General features: G+C 61.2%; 22 protein-coding genes. 16 read left to right on the top strand and 6 right to left on the bottom strand.

Translation table 11 applies throughout. The features are described 5' to 3' along the window. Positions 1–96: 96 nt before the first annotated feature. Positions 97–828 (top strand): hypothetical protein, encoded by a 732-nt coding sequence (locus AC6CHP_RS03365; protein WP_498228192.1) that lies wholly within the window; start codon positions 97–99, stop codon positions 826–828. A 75-nt stretch (positions 829–903) separates the two neighbouring features. Then, positions 904–1536 (top strand): signal peptidase I, encoded by a 633-nt coding sequence (locus AC6CHP_RS03360; protein ID WP_498228191.1) that lies wholly within the window; start codon positions 904–906, stop codon positions 1534–1536. A 121-nt stretch (positions 1537–1657) separates the two neighbouring features. Here the strand turns inward: AC6CHP_RS03360 and AC6CHP_RS03355 are convergent, their stop codons facing one another. Continuing rightward, complete coding sequence (locus AC6CHP_RS03355) at positions 1658–2212, bottom strand: hypothetical protein (RefSeq protein ID WP_498228190.1); 555 nt, start codon at positions 2210–2212, stop codon at positions 1658–1660. Positions 2213–2691: 479 nt separating this feature from the next. On the opposite strand from AC6CHP_RS03355, the gene AC6CHP_RS03350 reads away from it, so the two are divergent. From AC6CHP_RS03350 to AC6CHP_RS03325, 6 genes are all read left to right on the top strand, one after another. Beyond that, complete coding sequence (locus AC6CHP_RS03350; RefSeq protein WP_498228189.1) at positions 2692–3432, top strand: M50 family metallopeptidase; 741 nt, start codon at positions 2692–2694, stop codon at positions 3430–3432. A 43-nt stretch (positions 3433–3475) separates the two neighbouring features. Then, positions 3476–3982: a hypothetical protein gene (locus tag AC6CHP_RS03345; protein WP_498228188.1), complete on the top strand. Its 507-nt coding sequence runs from the start codon at positions 3476–3478 to the stop codon at positions 3980–3982. A gap of 549 nt (positions 3983–4531) precedes the next feature. Next, the gene (locus AC6CHP_RS03340) at positions 4532–5608 is read left to right on the top strand and encodes a hypothetical protein (protein ID WP_498228187.1); all 1077 of its coding nucleotides are present in this window, start codon (positions 4532–4534) and stop codon (positions 5606–5608) included. Positions 5609–5623: 15 nt separating this feature from the next. Then, positions 5624–6025: a hypothetical protein gene (locus AC6CHP_RS03335; RefSeq protein WP_498228186.1), complete on the top strand. Its 402-nt coding sequence runs from the start codon at positions 5624–5626 to the stop codon at positions 6023–6025. Positions 6026–6040: 15 nt separating this feature from the next. Then, positions 6041–8116: an FtsK/SpoIIIE domain-containing protein gene (locus AC6CHP_RS03330; protein ID WP_498228185.1), complete on the top strand. Its 2076-nt coding sequence runs from the start codon at positions 6041–6043 to the stop codon at positions 8114–8116. Positions 8117–8159: 43 nt separating this feature from the next. After that, on the top strand, positions 8160–9032 hold the full coding sequence (locus AC6CHP_RS03325) for a hypothetical protein (RefSeq protein ID WP_498228184.1): 873 nt from the start codon (positions 8160–8162) through the stop codon (positions 9030–9032). 10 nt (positions 9033–9042) lie between these two features. Here AC6CHP_RS03325 and AC6CHP_RS03320 read toward each other — a convergent pair whose 3' ends face one another. Then, complete coding sequence (locus tag AC6CHP_RS03320; protein ID WP_498228183.1) at positions 9043–9402, bottom strand: hypothetical protein; 360 nt, start codon at positions 9400–9402, stop codon at positions 9043–9045. A gap of 504 nt (positions 9403–9906) precedes the next feature. Here AC6CHP_RS03320 and AC6CHP_RS03315 point away from each other — a divergent pair. Both AC6CHP_RS03315 and AC6CHP_RS03310 read left to right on the top strand, forming a co-directional pair. Further along, on the top strand, positions 9907–10356 hold the full coding sequence (locus AC6CHP_RS03315; RefSeq protein WP_498228182.1) for a matrixin family metalloprotease: 450 nt from the start codon (positions 9907–9909) through the stop codon (positions 10354–10356). Positions 10357–10390: 34 nt separating this feature from the next. Further along, the gene (locus AC6CHP_RS03310) at positions 10391–11323 is read left to right on the top strand and encodes a hypothetical protein (RefSeq protein ID WP_498228181.1); all 933 of its coding nucleotides are present in this window, start codon (positions 10391–10393) and stop codon (positions 11321–11323) included. A 20-nt stretch (positions 11324–11343) separates the two neighbouring features. On the opposite strand, the gene AC6CHP_RS03305 is transcribed toward AC6CHP_RS03310, so the two are convergent. Genes AC6CHP_RS03305 through AC6CHP_RS03295 form a run of 3 tightly spaced genes read right to left on the bottom strand, consistent with a single transcriptional unit; the run spans position 11344 to position 12725 of the window. Continuing rightward, positions 11344–12129 carry a metallophosphoesterase family protein gene (locus AC6CHP_RS03305; protein WP_498228180.1) on the bottom strand — a complete coding sequence of 262 codons (786 nt, stop codon included), beginning with the start codon at positions 12127–12129 and terminating at the stop codon, positions 11344–11346. A gap of 39 nt (positions 12130–12168) precedes the next feature. Beyond that, entirely contained in the window at positions 12169–12495 is a 327-nt protein-coding gene (locus tag AC6CHP_RS03300; protein WP_498228179.1) for a hypothetical protein, read from the bottom strand. 2 nt (positions 12496–12497) lie between these two features. After that, positions 12498–12725, bottom strand: a complete 228-nt coding sequence (locus AC6CHP_RS03295) for a DUF2188 domain-containing protein (RefSeq protein WP_498228178.1) — start codon at positions 12723–12725, stop codon at positions 12498–12500. 435 nt (positions 12726–13160) lie between these two features. Between AC6CHP_RS03295 and AC6CHP_RS03290 the strand changes: the two genes are divergently transcribed. Both AC6CHP_RS03290 and AC6CHP_RS03285 read left to right on the top strand, forming a co-directional pair. Beyond that, the gene (locus tag AC6CHP_RS03290; protein WP_498228177.1) at positions 13161–13502 is read left to right on the top strand and encodes a hypothetical protein; all 342 of its coding nucleotides are present in this window, start codon (positions 13161–13163) and stop codon (positions 13500–13502) included. 344 nt (positions 13503–13846) lie between these two features. Continuing rightward, complete coding sequence (locus tag AC6CHP_RS03285) at positions 13847–15736, top strand: cutinase family protein (protein WP_498228176.1); 1890 nt, start codon at positions 13847–13849, stop codon at positions 15734–15736. A gap of 207 nt (positions 15737–15943) precedes the next feature. On the opposite strand, the gene AC6CHP_RS03280 is transcribed toward AC6CHP_RS03285, so the two are convergent. Next, on the bottom strand, positions 15944–16243 hold the full coding sequence (locus AC6CHP_RS03280) for a DUF4193 domain-containing protein (protein WP_498228175.1): 300 nt from the start codon (positions 16241–16243) through the stop codon (positions 15944–15946). Positions 16244–16335: 92 nt separating this feature from the next. Here AC6CHP_RS03280 and AC6CHP_RS03275 point away from each other — a divergent pair, with 92 nt between their 5' ends. From AC6CHP_RS03275 to AC6CHP_RS03260, 4 genes are all read left to right on the top strand, one after another. Further along, positions 16336–17040 (top strand): SOS response-associated peptidase, encoded by a 705-nt coding sequence (locus AC6CHP_RS03275; RefSeq protein WP_498228174.1) that lies wholly within the window; start codon positions 16336–16338, stop codon positions 17038–17040. Positions 17041–17267: 227 nt separating this feature from the next. After that, complete coding sequence (locus AC6CHP_RS03270; protein ID WP_498228173.1) at positions 17268–18050, top strand: hypothetical protein; 783 nt, start codon at positions 17268–17270, stop codon at positions 18048–18050. Between the two features lie 297 nt (positions 18051–18347). Continuing rightward, entirely contained in the window at positions 18348–19931 is a 1584-nt protein-coding gene (locus tag AC6CHP_RS03265) for a GMC oxidoreductase (RefSeq protein ID WP_498228172.1), read from the top strand. 71 nt (positions 19932–20002) lie between these two features. Beyond that, positions 20003–21853: a glycoside hydrolase family 15 protein gene (locus AC6CHP_RS03260; RefSeq protein WP_498228171.1), complete on the top strand. Its 1851-nt coding sequence runs from the start codon at positions 20003–20005 to the stop codon at positions 21851–21853. Positions 21854–21889 lie beyond the last annotated feature (36 nt).

The raw sequence follows: 21889 nt of genomic DNA, 5'->3' as shown, positions 1-21889 counted from the left end.
GCAACAGAAATGTTGCAAAGGACGAGGAAACTAGTTAATGTTGGACCGTCGGGACGATTAGTACCGATTCCGCACCTAATGCCCTGAAAGGCTTGAATGAGCACGCAGACAGTCCCCGCCGAAAGGGCCCTCGCCGGTTCGCCCGCCCCCGCCGACCGGAAGCGTTCTAAGAAGAAGCTCATCGGCGCCGCTGTGACCCTCACTGCCGGCATCGCCGTACTGCTCTCCTCCCTCCCCGGGACCAGCCTCGCCGGGTGGGAGGCAGGGATTGACCAGCCCGGCGCAACGATCCAGTCGGGCGCCCTGGGCATCGCAACTGCGGGTGCTCCGGGGTACTTCGACACCTCGCCCGACAAGGCGGCGCCGACCGCCATCGACCTGGCGACGTTCCGGACCGTCCCGGGGGACCAGGTCTCCATTGGTCAGGCCCAGGCCATCACCATGGTCGGCACGAACCTGAAGGCCGACTGGATCGTTGAGATCCCCGCCGGCGGTGCATTGACCGGTGCACTCGCTACCCCGGGGTCCGGGGTCAGTGGAAAGGTCTACGTCGGCAAGGGCACCTACGATCCGGCCACGTTCACTCCGGCCTCGGCGCTGGCTTCGGCTCCGCTGGACGGTACCGGGCCCACTGCGGTCGTGCACTTCAACCAGCCGGCCCTGAATGGCGGAGCAGCGGACCTGAATGACGGCACACTGACTGACGGCACGGCAAAGCTCTTCGCCGTTGTGGTCATCGATTACGACGCCGGCACGACGGACACCACTGTCCAGGCGACCCAGGCCGACCTTTCGGCGATCCACTACACCCTGAAGCAGGTGCGCTAGGACTTGCCTCAGAGAAAGGCCCCGGCTTTCGGCTGGGGCCTTTCTCCTCCAAAAGACTCACTGAAAGAGATCCCCTTGACTATCGCAACCCCGGACACGACGGAAGTGCCGACAGTGCAGGAGGTTGAGACAGCACTCCCCCGGCGCCGCTTCTGGCGGTTGGCTGCCAAGATGGCGGCCCATGTTGTCACTTGGCCTCTCGCTGCAACGTTCGCAGCACTCGTCATTGCCGGTGGGATTGCCCCTTCTCGCCCCTTCCTGGATGCGGCGAAATTGACCATCCTCACCGGCTCCATGAAAGGCACCTACAACCCGGGCGACGTCGTCGTGGTCAAGCCGCAGGACGTGACGTCCTACAAAATTGGCGACGCGGTCACCTTCCAGGCGATCAGCGGGGACGACAAGAGCCTCACCACCCACCGCATCATCGCCGTCAGCTTTGGCAACGGGCCCGGTTCGATCGACGGCGTCGCCGGCTTCACCACGCAGGGGGACGCCAACAGTGTCCCCGACGAGCCCATAGAGGCCGGCCAGGTCAGGGGCGAGGTTTTGTACAGCGTCCCGTACATCGGCTACGCGAGCCAGTGGTTCGCCAGCCTCCCGCTGGCAAAAGTGGCGGTCACGGTCGGCATGGGCCTGATTGCTGGGGCTGTACTGTCCCTCATGCCGTGGCGCAGATTGATCCGCCTCCGGTCGCCCAAGTATTAAAAACTTCCGGACGTTCGCGCGGAGCGTCCGGACCTCACTGCGGGCAATGGAGCCCACGCAGGAGAAGGACCCTCACTGATGGGGATCAGGTGAGGGTCCTTCTCTTTTTCTCTGCGCTCTTCTAGGCGGAGAGCAGCTTGGCGCGGCTTTCAGCGAGTTGGCGCCGACGGGCCAGGTGATTGAGGATTTGTTCCTCGCGGGCTTTCACATCCTCGACGGTCCACACCCGCCGGGTGCCAATAACACCGGCTGGCTGCGGGAGGAGCTTCCCGCGCGCTGCCCACTCACCTGGATACCGTGCGCCGTTCTCGCCGAGACCAAAATGCTCCCCAATCATTTCTGCATCCATCAGTCCGAGGACATGGGGCATCCCCTCCCGGTACTCCCGCCGCTCGGCTAGGAACTCAAGGGACAGCGGCTGCCGCTCGATGCGCGGGGCGTTGCGCACCACCTTCCGCTTGGCTTCCAGGATGGCCGGCAAGGCCGCCTCGAGCTCCTTCACATCCCAAACCATCGAGCCGCCCAGGATCCCTACTGGCCGCGGCAGGGCTGCACCGACGCCGTAGTCATAGCTGGTGCTCACCAGGGCGTTCAGGCGCTGGCGGTTGAAGCCGAGGGCAGCCTGCAGACGCCCGGAATCAACCGCACGACCGATGGGTGCGAAGTCGATGCTCATGGTTGCAGTGTACGGCACTACGCTTTTTTGGCGCTTTAGGAGTAGACGGCACTACGTATTTTGGATAGGCTTGGGTCATCCCCAGAAACCGCGTACAAGGAGAGCAACAATGGCACAAGCATCGCCAGCCGCTACCCCACGCAGAAGCTGCTTGATCTGCTCGCCTATGAGCAGGTGAAGGCGGAATGCTTCGGGACGCCAGTCCCCCGCACGGCCTGATACCACGTCCGTGAGCTCGAATCCCGGCTCCCGGAGCTTCGCCTGCTCGTTGAGGCAGTCGCGGAAGCTGGCGCCCTGACTACCTGGTACCTCAAGACATCCTCATCGCGGCAGAGGAGGCGATCACAGCACCTTCCCCCGCTCCAACAGCCGTATAGCGACACCCTTCGCACCGCACCCCGAACTCCACCCCTCGGATGGCGGGGTGCGTTCATGTAAACAGCCACCCGGTTGGCAGATAGAAGGTCAGAATTCAGCCTGTGACAGATGTCGTGGGGCTCCTTGGAGAGAAGCTTGCTGCTGGTCTCATCCGGGCCCATCTGCCGGTGATCCCCCTTTGGGAGATCCTCGGCGTCTTCCTGCTTGCAGGCGCTCTGTGCCTGCCGGCAGTCTGGAAATACTCCAGCCTCTTCACCGCCCTGGTTCACGAGCTCGGGCACGCCGGCGCCGCGATCACTGCCGGCCGCTTCGTCACAGGCATACGCATCCACCGCGACCATTCAGGCGAGACTCACACCTTCGGCCTGGCCGGCGCACCCACCATCTGGTCGATGTTCTGGGGCTATCCAGTGCCGGCCGCTGTAGGCGGCGCCCTGGTATGGGCGGCCCTGACCGGCTGGGGGCAGCTGGCGCTCACCATCGGTGGGGCGCTTGTGCTGCTCTCTTTGCCGGCAATCCGCAACCTCTTTGGGGCCGGGGTCGTACTTGGCGCCGCGGCTATCCCCCTGGCGCTCGTGTGGGCCGGTAACCCGCAGCTCGGCGCACACGCCACACTAGTGCTTGGCGCCGCCCTTCTCGTCGGGTCACTCCGAAGCTTCGGCGAGGTTCTGGCCATCCACACCAAGTACCCGGAGGATCTCGACTCATCGGACGCGCACATCCTGGCCCTAGAAACGGGAGTGCCGGCTGGCGTCTGGCTGACCTTGCTCGGGACGGCTATTGCGGGCAGCTGGTATGGGACCCTCGCAGCTCTCGCGCCTCTGCTTCACCTGACTGGATAGGGTGCCGGTGCCCTCAGACTCACAATAATGTACAGTTGCGCATATGGTACACAATAAGCCGCTGGATGAAGGCTATATCCAGGAGAGAGTCGAGAAGTTCCATGCCGATCTCACGCGCGAGCTCTTCCCGGAAATAGCGCGTCCGGACGCGGTAGACGCCCGTACGAGGGCACTCGCCGAGCTGCGGGTGCGTGCCTTGATCCTTGGCGACACCAAGAAGTGGCTGCAACCCTATGTGGATGCAGCCCGCGCCGCCGGCGGCACCTGGAAGCAGGTCGCGGAGACGATGGATCTGGCGCAAGCATCTTCCGCCCAATGGACGTATGGGCAAGGGCACGAAGACCGCGCCGAAAAGTTGCGTAAGCGGCAAGCGGAGAGTCGGAAGAGCGGCCCGAAGGAGCCTGCGCCCGGGGTCTCTGCTGTCGAGGCTGCCAAGATTCTGGGTATAGATCCGCGAACTTTGAAGAGCCGCGCAAGGAAGGGCGAATTCCGCACTGTCACCGTGAAGAGCTCCAGTGGAAACGACAGGGTCCGCTACATTCTCGACTAGCCGCGGCACGGCTACCGCCGATGGCGCCAAAAGAGCGCCTGAGCTGTCTACGCTTCTTGAGCGACAGGTTTAGTCAGCCGTCAACCAGTCTCTCCTTTTGGATTACTGGTGAGCCAGGGAAGACCGGGCACCCCTCCTTTGCAGAAGATGTGCCCAAGGAGAGGCCGTTAGGACATCTATCCTGGCGGTCTTTTTTTGCGCCGGTGACACTTCTGGAAACCGTCGCACACACGACGTTTGTGAGCAGAGGAAACCGGGCACCGCCCTTGTCGCAGAAGATGTGCCCAGCCACTTGCCAAGCAGGGTTTCCCTTCCGCCTGCTTGACGAGATGCAAAACGGGCACCGCTCTTAGTCGCAGAAGATGTGCCCACGAAAAGACCGTCAGGACGTTTGTCTTGGCGGTCTTTTCTTCGTTGGTGAGACTTCCGGAAGTTGCCGCACACATAGGCACAGAAGGGGTTATCACCTTCCAGAATGTCTGTTAAGGTATGTTCATACGGTACACCGTAGCTACATAATAGGCGTTCGAGAGACTTTGAAAGGGCTTCATGAGCCAGCACAAGCAGCACACGGCGCAAGGTCAGGAGCGCGGGTTGATGGACGGCACCGTGATGGGAGGCTACACCTCGCAGCAGAAGGCTGCCGGCACGGGGATCAGTTGGTCACTCCGCTTGAGCTGGTTCTTCCTGACCTTTGGCCTCACATTGGTCTTTGGCTTCATCAGCGACCGACCTTCGCGGGTCGCCGCCCTTGCTGCTCAGGCCGAAAGGGGCGAGCAGACCGACCAGAGCAAGAAGGTCCTGGCCCGCCTCGCTGTGTGGTTGTCGGCTGCCTTCCACATCGGCGTCTCCCTTACTCTGCTCAGCGGCTTTGCCTCCACCGCCGTCTCCTCCATTTCCCTTGCGGTCCTGATCGGCCTCGTTCACCTTCCGCTGGCCGTCCTGATTGCAGCCCGGCGCCGTTCGGGCCACAAGAACGCGCCCTACAAGATCAAGACGCTCACCGAGGACGTAAAGGACATCCTCATGGGCGCCCCGGACGGCGAGTCGCTCAGCAGTGACGAAGTCCGGAGCGCAATGATCTTCCGGTACACGGTCCTGTCCGCTATTGGTGCCACTGCCCTGCTCGGCATCCTCAGCCTCTTTAAGCTGCCCGTGGGAGGGTTCCTCCTCCTGGCAGGCGGCATTACCTGGGCCCTGTGGATGCACATCGCTTGGAAGGCCGCGGGCAAGAACATGGCCGTTGAAGCCGGCAACACTGAGATTCGCGTCCGGGCTATTGCGATCCTTCGTCAGGTGTTCGGCGGCGCGGCCGCTGAATGGGACGGAGTGGTAATCGACATGGAGGGAGCCGACCTGGTCGCAACCAACATCCCGCTCTTCGTCGCGCTGCGCACCGAGGACGCCGATTCGATCCTTGCCAAGATCGCCCCGGAATGGGAGCTGGGCGACTGCACGCCCGACCGCATCGTCCTGCAGCGGACCTCCGATGACACCCTGGCAAGCCGCGCTGAAGAGGCCCGTTCCGGCGGACTCATCTCACGCCGGATCGACTCCACGACCACAGAAGAAGTAGAGACCGCACCGACCGCTGCCGTGACACTCACAGGCGCGAACTTCTCCTAACAGAAAGGCTCCATCATGTTTCGCAATCCATTCCGCAAAGCAAGCAACCCGAAGGACGACTCCGGCTTCACAGTGAGCGACAAGATCATCGTGGATCGGCATGATCGCCTGCTCAGGGAAGGGCTGGAGTCAGAGGACATCTCCGCCGCCGACGCTTTCCTGGAGGAGCACGGCTGGTCACGCGACTACGCCCTGGCCGTCCACGATCACTTCTACCCCTATACGGACGAACAGGTCGAAGTGGGGGTGGAGATCATGGCTTTGATCATGGCCGCTGACCCAGAGAGCGAAGACGACATGGTACTCCCCCGCGCCATGATGGCGGAGTCGGGGCTGACCCTGGACGACGTCAATGGCTGCCGCAGGCAGTACGCAATGCAGGTGCAGAACGGCACCATAACCAACGTCGGCGCCTAACCCGGAAAGGACACCTTGTTCACTCTGTTCAAAAACAAGCAGCGGCCAGCCAGCAGCCAGGGCGGACTGAATGCAGCCCAGGCTGCTGGCGCCAAGGCTGCTGTGGAGTTTCACGAGAACGGGAACGCCGTACTTGCCGAGAAGATGCTCGGCAAGCACGGCCTGACCCTTGAGGCCGCACAGGCCTATGTGGCTTCGCTGACCCCGACCGCCGGGGAAGCCACAGAGCCTGCACCGGCCAACCCGGGTCCCATCTTCGCTGGCGGTATCGAACTGATGACCATCAACACCCCGAACGGCTACATCGACACCGTTGAGCAGCGCGGGAAGCTGATCGCGATGCTGTGGGCCGAATTCGGCGAGGGCTGGCAGGTCGAGTCTTTCAACCCGACGACCATCAGGGTCGTCCGTGGCGCGCAGCCGTCTATCCGCCCAGGTGCAGCGGTCTACGAGCTGGGGTCGAAGGCAACGACCTCGAATGGAGAGTCCGTTGCGGCTAAGCACGCGGAGAGCGGGCGGACGGTGGTGGGGTACAACCCCTTCGCAGGCATTACAGGCATCGCTGAGACTGTGGTGCTGCCGCCGGCCACTGTTGAGCTGCGTAACCGGCTGCTGCGCAAAAACCCGCGGCAGAAATCGTGGGAGCTTGAGATCCTCCCGATCTTCGGAGTCCGGGACGGCGAGGGTTATCTCGCCAAGGTGATCGTCCAGCGGGCCGACCAGGTCTCTCAGGATCGGGAAAAGGAAGTCGCCTACTGGCTGGGTGTCGCCAGGAACACGGTCGGCCACTCCGGCTGGTGGGTCAAGGTTGATGACAAGCTCGGCACGGTGGAGATGATTGCCGGCATCCCGCTGCGCATCCCCGACATGGTCGGCTACGACTTCGCAGCGGTGGACGCTGGCTCTTGGGGAGACATCTCGATCGGCACTGACGGCTACGGTGAACCGGTCCAGCTGGACCTGGCGTCCAACCCGCACACGATGGTCGTTGGAAAGACCAACTCCGGCAAATCCGTTGCGCTTCGCTCGATCATCTTCTCTGCGCTGGTGCACGGCTGGGATCTGGTCGTCATCGACCCGACAAAGCGCGGCCTCGACTTCACCTGGGCGCGCGGCTATGTCCGTGACGGAGGGTGGGGATGCCTCAACTTTCCCGAAGCCCAGGCCACCATCGAGGCGGTCTACGCGGAGGGAAAACGCCGACTCGAAATTCTCGTGGAGCAGGACGTGGAGAAGTGGACCGAACTTCCCGCTGACTTCCGCGAGGAGAACGGCATCAAGCCGATCATGGTCATCATCGACGAGTTCACATCCCTGGCAAAGATGCGTGCTGTACCGAAGCTCCTCGAGGACCACGACCAGCGCAAGATCGACGCGCTGGAGGCCAACCTGGCGAAAGAGATCCTGCTGCTGACAACCGACAACATCCTGCGCGAAATGCGTTTCGTGGGGATTCACGTTTCCATCGGTACGCAGGTTTGGAATGTCACGGACATTGGCACCGGCGCCGGCGGCATGCGCACGAATATGGGTAACCGCCTCCAGTTCGGGCGAGCATCCAACAGCCAGCTGAGCATGGCATTCTCGGACGCATCTGAGGCCGCGGAGGCCTACGAACTGGCGCATAACGTTAAAGCCGAGCTGACAGATGCAGCAGCTGCGAGTAAGAAGGGACGTCCGGGGCGTGGTATCGCCGAGCTCGACGGTGTCGGCTACGTGCCGTTCCAGGGCGCTTTTGCTACCAAGCAGGAGTTGGCTGCGGAGCTCAAAAAGCGCGGTATCTGTCCGCGTGAGACGATCCGCACCATCGGCGGCACCGACCTCACGGACGCAGATGTGACCGACCTGGGCGTGCTGGACCTCGACGAGATGGACCTCGACAGCTTCGAGAATGAGTCGGAGGAGTCTGCCGACCCGGCATGGGCTACCAGCGCCGAAAAAGAGGAGGACCCTTTCGCCACTCCGGCGCCTCCCGCCAAGGTCTCGCCCGCCCGGGCCACAGGCCCGGATGAGGACGACCCGTTCGCCGCCCCGGCCCCGAAGAAGAAGTCCGCGCTCGACTCGGTGGATGACTTCTCCTGGACCGACTGAGCCACACAGAAACCACCAGCCCGACCGATTGGAGAGAGATCAGATGTGTAAGCACAGCAACGAAGGCGGGGCCCGGTGCCTCCCGCACAGCCCCGAGGCGAGGGCTGAGAACCGCGCCTCCCAGAAGCTATGGGACTGCCTCACGGACCTGAAAGAGCGGGCCAGTGCGTTCTGGCGTGAGGCTCCTCCCGTCGAATCCCGCGGCGCGGCGGAGCAGGCCCTCTCACGCTGGTCTGCAATCGTCCAGAAGATCATGCTGGCCTTCCATAAGGCCCGCATCGACCGGGCCGAGAAGCGGGCGGCGCTGCGGGAAGTGCGTCGGGCGCGGGATGAGGAGTTCATCGAGCAGCTCCGGCAGGCCGAGCAGGAGCGCGTCAAGAATGGCGAGAAGCGCTGGGGACAGGAGGCCATCGAGCGGGCCGAGCGCGCAGCCCAGGACGTTGAGAAAGCCACCCAGGACGTCGAGAACGCAGAAGAGGCCCTGGCCGATGCCGAGGAAGACTTGGCCTGCACTCTCCCGGGTGACTTCGCCCTCTCGCCCTACGAAACGGTGAGGTTTCAGCACGCCCTCGCTCAGGTTGATGCCGAAGACGCCAGGGACGCCTACTATGCGGCCTTGGCCAGGCAGAAGTCGGCCGACCTGATCCCGGATCCAAAGACGGGGCTTCCGTCACGGAAGCAGCGGGATCTGCAGCGGCTCAAGAGGCGCATGGACGCTACCCAGCAGATGGCGCAGGCGTGGAAGGCCCGTCTGGAGAAGACCATGACGCAGGCAGAGGCAGAGGCTGCCAGGGACGCTGCAGCGGCCCACCTGGAGGCGGCGCAGGCACGCCTGGAGGTCGCCAAGGTGAAGCGTCACGCAGCCCGGTGCGCGACGCGTGAGTCATCTGCAACGGAGCTGGAGCTGGCTGCCTAACAAGGAAGGGCTATTCAGCGGGCGGTGTCACTACGATGGCACCGCCCGCTGCCGTATTCATCGTGGCCGTGTAGCCAGGTGCCTCTGTGGTGGTCCCGATGATGGTGAAGTCGTATCCGACTGGCGAGACCTGAACGGTGAGGGTAGTCCCCTGGGAGACCGTGCAGGCAGCCACTTCGGCAGCTGCCTGGGCTTGAGTGCGGTGGCCGCCGGTGAAGAAGAAGTCGGAGGTCAGTTCCAGCCTGCAGTTCTGCACGTCGGCGGTCAGGTTGTGCATGCGTGCGGCTGCAACACCCACCTCAAGGATGTAGGAGCCTCCTGCGGCAGCAACGGCCACTGCCAGGATCGTCGTGGTGATGGGTGCCTGCATGGTGCCTGCTTTCTTCAGCTTCGTGGCCTGCTCGTTTCTAGCCGAGGTTGATATTGCCGCTTGATGCAATTTGCTCTTTCAGTGTACCGTATTTACATGCGCAGGCCTCCATACACTTTTCCCCGTCGTCAGATTGGACGGGCGATGTCCGTCTTCGCGCTTGTGGTGGGCATGGTGTTTCCCGTATTCCCCGCCTCGTCGGACGCGCCGGTCAAGGTCGCTGTCGAATCTCCATACAAGGCCGGACAGCAAGCCCTAGCTGCGGTAACTCCGCGGCCCGCACCGACGTCCCCTTCGCGCCCGGCGCCCGGGTTGATTCAGGCCTCGCACCCACTGGGCGCGCCCGCACCCCTGACGGAGCCCAGTGACGAATACTCCTTCAGGCGCGTGAACCCTGACGGGTCTCCTATTACCTATGACCCGTGCCGGCCCATCCATTACGCCACTCGACCAGCAAACCAGCCGGCAGACGGACCGCAGGTAGTCAAGGAGGCCATCGCATCAGTGTCGAAAGCGACGGGCCTTGTGTTCATCGACGACGGAGAGACGGACGAAGGGCCCGGCCCCATCCGCGAATCCTTCCAGCCAGAGCGCTACGGAGACCGCTGGGCGCCGATCCTCATCGCTTGGGGGGCTCCGCACGAGAAGCCGGGCTTTGCCGACGGCAGCGTGCTGGGTTGGGGTGGGAGCCAGTCGTATTACTTTGACCCCTCCGCATCCAACTACGTCACCGGCACGGTCAGCCTCAACGCGGAACTGCTCAGCACCAGCCGCTTCAACAGCACTACTTTCAAGAGGACTGTTTTGGAGCATGAACTCGGCCACGTCCTGGGACTGGGGCACCACGAGGGGCAGCTGATGGCGCCAACCGCCTCGTATCAGCAGTCCGGATTCCTGGCCGGCGATCTCGCGGGGCTCGCCGTCCTGGGTCAGGGGCGCTGCCTGGGTCTCTAGTGCAGGTGTTGCACTTACGGTGTACTATAAAGACATGCACGAACTGTTGAACCACCGCAAGGCGACCCGCGCCACCGGAACCGCCACAATCGTCCTGGCCGCCCTTGTGATGACTGGCTGCGGCGCCCCTGCAACTCCTGTAGCCGCCGAGGACGCTCCCGCCGCGGCGCCAACGTACGACGCTGAGCACGGGGTTCCCGATGGAGGCAAACCTTTACGCCCTATGTCGGACATGTTCTCCGTCCTCCCGGCCCCGCTCATGGACGGCTACGCCAACTTCACAGGTGAAACCGCATCCATCGCCAACCCCGACTATGACTTCGTGACGATCTACGACAAGCCTGCCGGGGAGGAGATCGGGGCTCTCTCTCCTGAGCAAGTTGTGCCCGTCGTAGGTCGGGCCGTGGCTAAGGCACCGGGCGTACAGGCCCCGGACGGCGTGTGGCTCCGCGTGATGCTGCCTTCGCGCGTTGCGCTCCCCAGCAAGGCCGGAGACCAGCTGCGACCGCACATCAACGAGGGGACCGCGTGGGTCTGGGGCAAGGACGTAAAGGTGACCGGGTCCAGGACGCACATCTTCATCGATAAGGCGGCTGGCAGTGTCACCGTGGGCTCCATTGGCGGAGCACAGAGGGCCACTTTCCCCGCCGAGATCGGAACCAATGTTCCCACCGGCCCGACCTTCGTGGCTAAGCACTTCACCACCAGCTGGGACTGCAGCGGAGGATCTTTCCTGCCGCTCAGCGCTCAGGGCACCAACGCGGACGGCCTGGAAGGGCAGAGCGTCAATCCGATCGCAATCGCGGGACCCGGTGATGACTGCTTCACCGGCGGCGATGACATGACGCCGGTGCTGCCAAACATGGTCCGGCTCTCTCCTGCCGACTCCGTGGAGCTCGCCAAGTACGCCGTCCCGGGAACCCCTATCGACGTCATCGCAAGCGCTGCTACCGCCATTCAGAGCTAACCCGCCGAGCCCGTGCCGGTTCAGGAGACCCTTATCAGTAGCGGGCTGACGTCGACCTCACCGTCGGCCCCCATGACGACTTCCGCCAGGTTGCCAGCCCATGACTGCTCCGCCGCGAGGACTTCGACCCTCGTGTGGGTGCCGTCGTCCCAGGCCAGCTCAGAGCAAAGCCGCTGGTGCCAATGGCCGGCGAACAGCACCTTCGGCCGGACCTGACTGACCGTCTCCTGCAGCAGGACGCGGGTTCGGTTGGCCTCCTGCAATGTCTGTTTAGACAATCCCGGCAGCCCTTTCAGGCCGGAGACCTCCATCGGGACATCGTGGGTGAGAAGTATGTCGAGTCGAGGGCCCTTCGCGCACGCGGAGATAAGGCGCTCGGCTTCTTCGGCCGTGGGCTCCTCCTGAGGCCACCAATCACGGCCCTCGGTCCTGTGCTTCCGGTCCACGCTGTAGGCTCCGCCCAGGGCCCCGATGCGCACGCCGTCACGTTCAATCACCGCGCCATTGGGCAGGTTGGAGTTGCGGTCAGAGATCCGGCGTGTGCCATCCGCATTCACCGGCCGCGTATTTAGAGAGTCGTGGTTGTCGTGGTTGCCTACCGCCCATATGAACTCGACGCCGTCCTCCTCCAGGAGGAGGCGCATGCGCTTCTCCGTCTTTCCGCGGAAGGCCCCCGGAAAATCGAAACCCACGTCGCCAACGCCTAGCAGCAGGTCGATCCCAGCACTCTTCAAGGTTCGTGTCACGGCGCGGAAATGCTGAATGTTGCCGTGAAAGTCGCCCATAACGGCTGCGCGGAAGGTCATGTCAAGATCCTAGGCCCACCGCAGGCGCCAGCCCTTGCGTCATGACGGCGGTGCGACCTCCGTGCTAGTTGCCAGGTCGATCAGGGTGCCGTCGGTGTCCGTGATCGTGGCAATGCCTTGTTTGAGTGCGGCCTTGGCGCACTTTTTGCAACCACTCAGAAGAAACCAAGCACGGGCCACGCGCGCTGCCGGCTGTCCACACATCGTGCCCGTGCTCTGTGGGGTCTTCAGGGCAAGGTGTGTGGCCGTTCCCCCAGGCGTGTTGACGACCAACACGTCCTGGATGCGCTTCCAGTCCAGCCCGTAAGCCTCGTTCGCCAGGATGTTCGGCACGCTGTTGCGGATCATGACCTCATCTTCTTGCATGGTCAGCCTGGCACGTTCCGCGGGTCGTTGCCGTAACTGTTCTTGCCGGAGATGGTGCCGTCTTGGTTCTTGATGACGTGTTCGACCTTATCGGCTTGCGCAGCTTCGCGGCCGGCGGCAATCGCCTCGTCCTTGGTGCCGTACCCGGCGCCGAAGGCCCGGTCGACGCCTTCGCGGCGGTTCTTCCAGGAGCCGTCTTCCCAATAAGTCTCGATGTCGCCCTGTGCCACTGCGCTCTCCCTTTTTCGGTCCGGAACCATGGAACCCGCCTGTTGCTGCGGGTAGAGGAAAGCCCCGCATTACGAGTCGCTAGCGGGGCTTTCCGGGACAGCAACTCCGCCTAATGGGGGGATAGGCGAAGAAGCTACCCAACGGTAACCGCAACACCGTCCACACCTCAAATTGCCACGCCAGTGTTGCAACTCAAGTCGAAATACACTTTTTGGGTGACCGTTACCGGAACAGTGTCCAACCCAGATGGGAGCTACAGCCAAGTAGAAACCGAAGGCGCGACTTACGAAGAGGCGCGCAACAACCTCGACGAGCGCATGCAGGAGGGGCAGTAGCTCGTAGTCATCCGCACCGACCGCTACTAACCGCCCCTGTTGTCGGCCGCTGGTGGCCTCGCGGTGGTCAGAGGCGCCGGTGGGCCCTAGGCTTGCCTCATGATGCCGTACCTGATCGAGTCCTACGCGCAGTCCGGGCCGACCCAATGGTGGCACATCCTCGCTGCCCTGGGGCCGTGGATTCTGCTCCTGGCGGTCTGCATCGTTGGCTTCGTCTGGTGGCTGGCTCTCCGGCAGGAGACCCAAGACGTGAAACGGAATGATCAGTGGCGCCGGGCCGTGTGGGCACTTGAAGCAAGCCTGGACACGAACCCGAAGAAGCGGCGGGCAGGCAATGCCGTTCTTGATCTACTGGGCAGCAAGGCCGCCACAGGTTCCGACGAGGCCAGGATCATCTCCCGGGCGCGACAGGGACACGCTCGACAAAACGGCGGACAGTAGACTTAGGCAGGTGGCCGGACTGGCAGGGCTGGGACTTGCGGCCAGTCTGTTCGTCAGTTACGAGGCCGATTGGCGCTTTTTATCGTCAACCTGACAGCGACGTTGAATGGGCGGATACCTCCAAAAAGCTACTGGAGCGCGTGGCCCTGCCGGTATGAGTTGGCATCACGGACACGACCGTGTTTCCGGCTCAGGGCACGATAATCCGTCAGTTCTTATTGACAGGTCAGTGAGGGTCCCGTAAACCTGACCCATCGCCATCCATTGGCTGAGTGGGCGCCTTGGGGGCTCCACGCACGTCCTGCCCATTTCGATACGAAAAATACGGTCTCGAGAAGGAAGTGATGGCCGTGTTTTTCATGCACTCAGAAAATCATCGATCCGTTTCGGCTCGTAAGCCACCGAATGGAGCGTTATGCCGGCTCAGAGTAACAGTTGCCGCGGTCACTGCAGCCTTACTCATAATAATTTCGTTGTTCGGGTTGAGTGCGCCCCCTGCGTTTGCTGCCACCCCGTCAGGATGTCCGGATGTTCTCCTAATCGGCGCCCGGGGGTCAGGCGAGACCGCACTGAGGAATTCGGGTCTTGGGCCGGAAGTGCTGACACTCTACAAGCAGTTGCAGTCCGACTTGCCAAAGAAGCTGAGTATAGAAAGCTTCCCCGTGGACTACCCGGCTGAATCCGTCGATGTTCTGGAGCCGGACGGTGACGTGCTCCATTACAAGGAGAGGCACCTGGATGTGTTCACTGCGAGCATCAACCAGGGCATCTCAGCTGCATTGAACGAGCTCACGACAAGAACACAACTGTGCGGCTCAAAGACTCGAATTGTGTTAGCAGGATACTCTCAAGGCGCGATGGTCATGCACCAGGTGCTCATTCGCCTCACCGCCGCCAATAACGTTGGTATCCTCAATCGAATTGCGGCGACTGCTTTGATTGCTGACGGTGACAGGGTTCCAGGAACGGCAGCGACCAGCGTATGGTCATCCAAAACCGCACCCAAGAACTCAGGCGTCCGGTTCTATTTCCTTGGAGGAATAGACATTCCCCCTGCTATCGCCGCGGACACTTACAGCATCTGCAATGCAGGAGACATCGTTTGCGACTTCAGTGAAGCGATGTTTTACAACTCCAAAGCAGGAATTGACATTCACACAAGCTATGTGAATACCAAGTTGGTGAAGGGAGTCGGCACACGGATCGCCAACCGTATCCTTCCGCCAGCTGCATCTCTTGACCACATAGTGATCAGCCCCAGCTCGGCTTCTGTCCAGGCGGGTCAGACCAAGACCTACACCGCCGCAGGCTATGGCAGCTTCAACAACCTCCTGGGCGACGTGACGGTATCTACGAAGTTCTCCATCTTTCCGGACGGGTCATGCACAGGGGCGGTCTGTACAGCGACCACCCCTGGGGCGCACACCGTGGTCGGTACTTACGGCCGTTTGCGGTCCACTGCGACCTTGAACGTACAACCCATACCCGACCCCAAACCCATACCGACGGGCCCCGCGCATCTGTACTGGACCACCTATTCCAGTGGAAATGTCATCAAGTCCAACTTGGACGGCACGGGCGTAACCCCGATGGTCACGGGCCTAGTCACCCCATATGGGATGGCGGTAGACAGCAGCCACCTCTATTGGACCTCCCACGACTCTGGAACGGTGAGCAGGGCTAACCTGGACGGCACCGGCGTAACCACCCTCGTCACGGGCCAGAACAATGTGTTCGGGATGGCACTAGACAGCAGTCACGTCTATTGGACCTCTTTTTACGACGGAACGATCAGCAAGGCCAACCTGGACGGCACCGGCGTAACCACCCTAGTCGGCGGCCAGAAAGGCCCGTACGGGCTGGCGGCAGACAGCAGCCACATCTACTGGACCGATCACTACGGAACGATCAGTAAGGCCAACCTAGACGGCACAGGCGTAACCACCCTGGTCACAGGCCTGAGCAGCCCTAGTGGGATAGCGGTAGACAGCGGTCATTTATATTGGGCTGAAACCAGCCTCGGCACGATTAGCGAGGCGAACTTGGACGGGAGCGGCGTGACCACACTTGTAGCAGGACAGAACACCCCGTATGGGGTGGCGGTGGACAGCAGTCACCTCTACTGGACTAACATCGTCGACTTCAACATTAAGGGGGCCAACCTGGACGGCACCGGCGTAACCACACTGGTCACCGGCCAGGACGCGTCCTTCTTGGCGGTCGGACCGCAGTAAGCCTCGGGCTGTATGTCAGGGGGGCGAAGCAGGTCTCGGGTAAGTTCACCTGCATCCCGAGCAGATCGGGCTGCAGGTGAGCTGAAATCAAGGCCGATTGCGGGCGATGTCCTCCAGGTACTGCAGAAGCCTGTCCTAGTGCTCCAGGACGGCGACCGGCTGGATGCCTGCCACCACTGTCGGTCAATGCTTGGCCAGTAGCGCGGCTCAGCCTTCACATTCAACGCAGTACCCGTGGCCGTCCTTCTCACGGACCATCTGGGAGCGGTGGCGGACCAGGAAACAGGAGTAGCAGGTGAACTCGTCGCTGGCCTGGGGAATCACCTCGACGACGAGTTCTTCGGCGATGAACTCGCCACCGGGGGTGAGACCGTCGAAGACGTCGGCCTCGTCGAGTTCCTGCACAACGGACTTGGCATCCGGGGCTTTTGCGGACTGGAGGGCCTCCAGCGAGCTGTCCTGGGATTCCTTGACGTCGGTGCGCAGTTCGTCGTAATCAGTTGCCACGGAAGTGCATCTCTTCTCTGTAGTTGGATTGTCGGCGACTGCAACATGCCGGATGCCGGAAGAATTCCCTAGCCGTGGGGCAGAATGGGCCCATGTGCGGCAGATACGTGATGTCCAAGGCCACCGGCGACCTTCTGTCCTACTTTGACGCCAAAGAGGTGGAGGGCACACCGCCGCCGCCCAGCTGGAACGTCGCGCCCACCCAGGCCGTGCCGATCGTGGCCGAACGGCTTGATGAGGGCAGTATCGAGCGGCATTTGCTGGTGGCCAAGTGGGGCCTGGTCCCGTCCTGGGCCAAAGACGCCAAGATCGGCTCCAAGCTGATCAACGCGCGCAGCGAATCGGTCCTGGAGAAGCCGTCCTTCCGGAAGGCAGCCGTGAAGAGGAGGGCCGTGATTCCAGCCGAAGGGTACTTCGAGTGGCAGAAGACCGAGGACGGCAAGAAGATCCCCAACTACCTGTACTCCGAAAAGGAGCCGCTTCTGGGCTTTGCCGGCCTGTACGAGTTCTGGGCCGACCCGTCCCTGCCGGAGGACGATCCGGGCCGGTGGCTGCTCAGCTGCACAGTCCTGACCACGACCACCCAGGACGCTCTGGGACACGTGCACGACCGCAGCCCCGTTATTGTGCCCCGGGACCGGTTCGCCGAGTGGCTGGATCCGGACCTCACGGACAAGGCTGACGTGCAGCACCTGCTGGACTCCCTGCCGGAACCCACCTTGGTCCCGCGGGCCGTCAGCACCAGGGTGAACAGCGTCCGCAACAACGGACCCGAGCTGATCGAGCCAGCCGAGTGAGCGTGCCTCCTGAAAAGTTCGGCTGGCTTCCTGAGGCCCTGGAGCCTGTTGCCCTCCGGCTTGCCCGGGCTGATGCTCTCGCATTCCAAATCGGCGACATCGGGTCCAAGTGGTCCTTGGATGGCCCGGTTGCGTTTGAGCAACGCCGACGGGGCGGCAGCGCGCAGATGGTTGTGAAGTCTGTGCGGCCCGTTCCTCCCGAGGCATCCTTACTGTTCAGTGAAGCTGTGAACCACCTTCGTGCCGCCGTGGATAACGCGGTCTGGTACCTGGTCGAGGGGCAGGGCCCGATGGGCGGCCCGCTCGGGTCCCTCGTTAGCATGCCGATTACCGAGACGCAGGACGCTCTGAAACGGTGGGACGCGAAGGTGCGCAAGATCCCGGCCCTGGGCGCTGACACGAAGCTAGGCCGCCGGATTCGAGCTCTTCAGCCCCTTGTCGACGTGGAAAGTGCGATTCCGTCACTCGGCAGTGTCCTGGCCGGCCTCCTCCGCGTCGACGTCGAATTCGCTCATCCTCTCCGCCTCCTGCAGGCATACTCCAACGCGGACAAGCACCGCTCGATCCGCCTCGCCGCCGGCCGGACCTTCAGCTCGACAGATGCCTCCCCGATGGCGGAGCAGGACCTTGCACCGAGGGAGCTGAAAGTCGACGATCCGATCAGTCCCCTGAGGCCGTGGGGGCAGCTAGCGATCGTGGAAACCAACACGGCCATCATGGTTCAACGGCCGGAACCCTTTTCGAGCTGGGTGAACCCGGTCAAAGAGCTCAATGCCATGCGCCGACATGTCAGCCAGGTGGTCCTGCCTATCCTGCTCACGGGACTCGAGATGCCAACCGGACTGCCGCCGGTTATGGACGTGACCGATAACGGAAGATCCAGCCGCGAGAGACTTAATGACGGGCAGTGGGGCGACGTTGAAGCACGTCTTGAACCGATCATCCGTGCGAGATACGAAGAAGCCGAATCCGTGGGCCTCCAGTTCGCGCCCGTCGTGGAGGAGGATTAGCGCCTCCCCCACGCGTCCTCCCCTTCCCGCGGTTACCGGAAAAGTGGTTTCATGTGGCCACTGCCAGTTTCGGCCACGGAAAGATGAGGTTTAACAAGTTCAGGAGATGCAACCGCCGAAACGGGGACCGTTTGGGCGGGGTTGCCTTCCGGGTTCCACAGCGCCACCTTTTGTGGAAAGACCTTCCCCTGCCATCGCCCGGCAGTAACGCTGGGGTAACGGCCAGCGCGGCATCATGACGTCGCACACGTTCGTTGAGGTGACGAGCTTAGGGCGCGCATTTGAAAGGGTGGGATGATGAGAGATCTTCATTCAGCGGCGGAAATCGAAAACTTGATTATAGGAAGCGGCCCTGTTGGCTGCACTTACGCGAAGTATTTGTGTGAGGCCGGACATACGGTACTAATGGTCGAGGCTGGAGCGCAACACTCAGTTAGACGCGGTGAGCACCTGAAGAACGCCTACGTGTACCAAAGAAATTTGGATGCCTTTACTCAGATAATACAAGGTCTTCTTCAGCCTTACTCAATATCAACTGCCGAACCCCTGCCGTCGACGCTTGATCCGTTTGCCTTTCGCCCAACCAAGCGAGATCGTGGTGCACACAATCCAAATCAGATTGCTGATCTAAACTTGCCGGCCGCCGCTGCCTCTTACGGTGTCGGTGGCATGTTTTCCCATTGGACGAACAATACGCCAAGGCCATACGATGCTGAGCGCATCGACTTTATCCCAACAGAGGATTTGGATTCAATCCTAAATACTGCGGAGAGATTGCTTCACACGAGCAATGACCTCTACGAGGATTCAGTCCGGCAGCACGTACTTCTAGACGTACTTAGCAAGGGGTTCAGACATCTTCCGGAAGACCGAGGCGTAAGGAGTCTACCGATCGCGGCCCGGAGATTAGATGGTCAAGCAAACAGGTTTAGGTTCACCGGCGCTGACACAATCCTCGGCGACGACCTAGCGCTAGGCGACACTCCAAATTTCACGTTAAAAGCAGAAAACAGGGCGCGGCGATTACAATTCCATGGTACCAAGGTAACTTTTGTCGAAGTGGAAGACCTGGAGACCGGACAACTCACCCTGTATGCTCCGGAAAACGTCATCATTTGTGCCGGCTCCATTTTAACACCCCAACTGCTATGGGCCTCAGGGTACAAGAAGCCCCCGCTCGGCCATTATCTGACGGAACACCCGATGACGTTCTGTCAGGTAGTACTCCGAAAGGACATCGTCTCGCGCATGAGAGACTATCGCGGCGAAAAAGACGGTATCGAAATAGACCCGGAGAAGGTTCCAATTCCACATGATGACCCACCACCAATGATATGGATCCCTATTTCGAAAGACAGACAATGGCATTGCCAGATTCATCGCGACTCGTTCAGCTTTGGCGCCCTACCCGAGGACATCGATGACCGGCTCGTTGTTGACCTCAGATGGTTCGGACGAGTAGATCCTCGAGAGGACAACTACGTGACTTTCGAGGAGGAGTACTCCGATAGGTTCGGGATGCCGCAGCCGACGTTCAACTTTCGCCTGTCCGACGACGACAGGGCAAGGGCGCACGCGATGATGGCGGACATGACACAAACTGCCCACTTGTTAGGGGGCTTTATGCCAGGCTCAGAGCCTCGTTTCATGCCCCCAGGCACGTCCCTTCATTTCATGGGGACTTACAGGATGTCGCAAGACGAGAGAGATGGTGTTGTCGATAGCTACAGCCGTGTATGGGAATACGACAACCTCTTCCTGGGAGGAAACGGTTTGATACCTACCTCGACCGCGTGCAATCCCAGCCTCACGAGCATTGCTCTGGCAATCCGTTCGGTCGCCAGCATCCTGGGCGTCTCGGCAGATGCACTCAGCTCATAAGATGGCTGAGCGGCCGTTAACGGCCGGCGCAGCGCACCAATGGGCACTAATAGCTGAACCGCGATGCTGACATGACTCGCCTCGAGGACTACGCCCTAATAGGCGATTTACATACTGCTGCACTAATTTCTCGGGATGGCTCAGTCGACTGGTTATGCCTGCCGTCTTTTGATTCACCAGCATGCTTTGCCGCCATATTGGATTCACCTAATGCCGGGCGCTGGCTTCTGGCACCCGCCATCCAGCCAGCTACAGTGACCAGAAGATACCGACCTGGGACACTTATCCTGGAGTCGGAGTGGGAGATCGACTCCGGCAAGGTAAGGGTTACAGACTTCATGCCGGTCAGGGACATCAAGGCAGACATCGTAAGACTCGTTGAGGGTATAGCCGGCGAGGTTTCGATGTACAGCGAGTTGATTCTCCGATTTGACTACGGACATGTGGTGCCGTGGGTGAACCGAGCACCACATGGACTTCGAGCTATCGCCGGACCCGATTCCGTTTATTTGTCAACGTCAGTCCCAATCCAGGGTCATGATATGCGCAGCATAAGTGAATTCTCCGTTCACGCCGGAGAACGGGTCTCGTTCGTGCTGACCTGGTCACCAAGCCATCTACGCCGGCCGCATAGTGCAGATCCTATGTTGGCCTTACATGAGACGGAGAACTATTGGCTGGAGTGGTCTTCTCGCGTGAACGGTTTGGGTCCACACTCTGATGCCGTTCAACGTTCCCTAATAACGCTAAAGGCTCTGACATACGCTCCTACTGGCGGGATCGTTGCCGCTCCCACCACATCTCTCCCAGAGGAAATTCAAGGAAAGCGGAACTGGGACTATAGATACTGTTGGCTGCGCGATGCCACCCTGACTTTACAATCACTGATTGCCGCCGGCTATACGGACGAGGCTGCGTCATGGAGGGAATGGCTACTTCGAGCAGTAGCGGGCGAGCCGTCAAAATTGCAGATCATGTACGCGATTAACGGTGGTCGGCGTCTGCCCGAGATGAAGTTGCCCTGGCTGGCAGGTTATGAAGGTTCTCGACCTGTGCGAGTTGGCAACGCAGCTGCCAAACAGCTGCAGCTTGACGTCTGGGGTGAAGTACTGGATGGGCTATCTCTCACGCGCCATGCGTTACTTGACTTTCCCGACGACTCATGGAACCTCCAAAAAGCTTTGATGGAGTACCTGGAAGGGGCCTGGCGTAAGCCGGACAATGGTCTGTGGGAGATGCGTGGGCCGCGAAGACATTTCACTCATTCCAAAGTTATGGCGTGGGTGGCGTCCGATCGGATGATTAAGGGTGTGCTCTACAGCGGGTTACCAGGTCCTGTGGATAGGTGGCTTGCTCTACGCGATGAAATCCATGCAGAAGTAGTTTCGCGGGGTTTTAACACCGAAATGAACACATTCGTCCAGTCATATGAGGGAAAGGAGTTGGACGCTAGCCTGCTCCTAATTCCGCGCGTCGGCTTTCTTCCGCCGAAGGATGCTCGCGTCTTAGGCACTATTGATGCAATTCAGAAAACTCTGTCCGCGGAGGGCTTTGTCCGTCGCTACAATCCGCTCGAGGTCAACGACGGGGTGACCGGCGGTGAGGGTGTCTTCCTGGCTTGCTCATTCTGGCTTGTAGACGCACTACTTGGTGCTGACCGCCGCAAGGACGCGTCCGATCTATTCGAACGGCTATTAGAGGTCCGGAATGACGTCGGGCTCTTAAGTGAAGAATGGGATGTCAAGACGCGACGCCAACTCGGCAACACCCCCCAGGCGTTCACACACTTAGCCCTGGTGAATAGCGCATTGCAACTTCACCACGGGCGGCCTCAAGCAAGTAACACCCCTATACCCACACCCGAAAGCGTTCTTTTCTCGCCAGATCCAAGCGACAAGCCCAGTCCTGGTCTCCCATATTGAAGCTTTACAGCGTTCGTCGTCTGTGTCGTATAGGAA

It is taken from the genome of Pseudarthrobacter sp. GQ63 (assembly GCF_059758765.1).
This window is presented reverse-complemented; position numbering and strand designations above follow the sequence as displayed.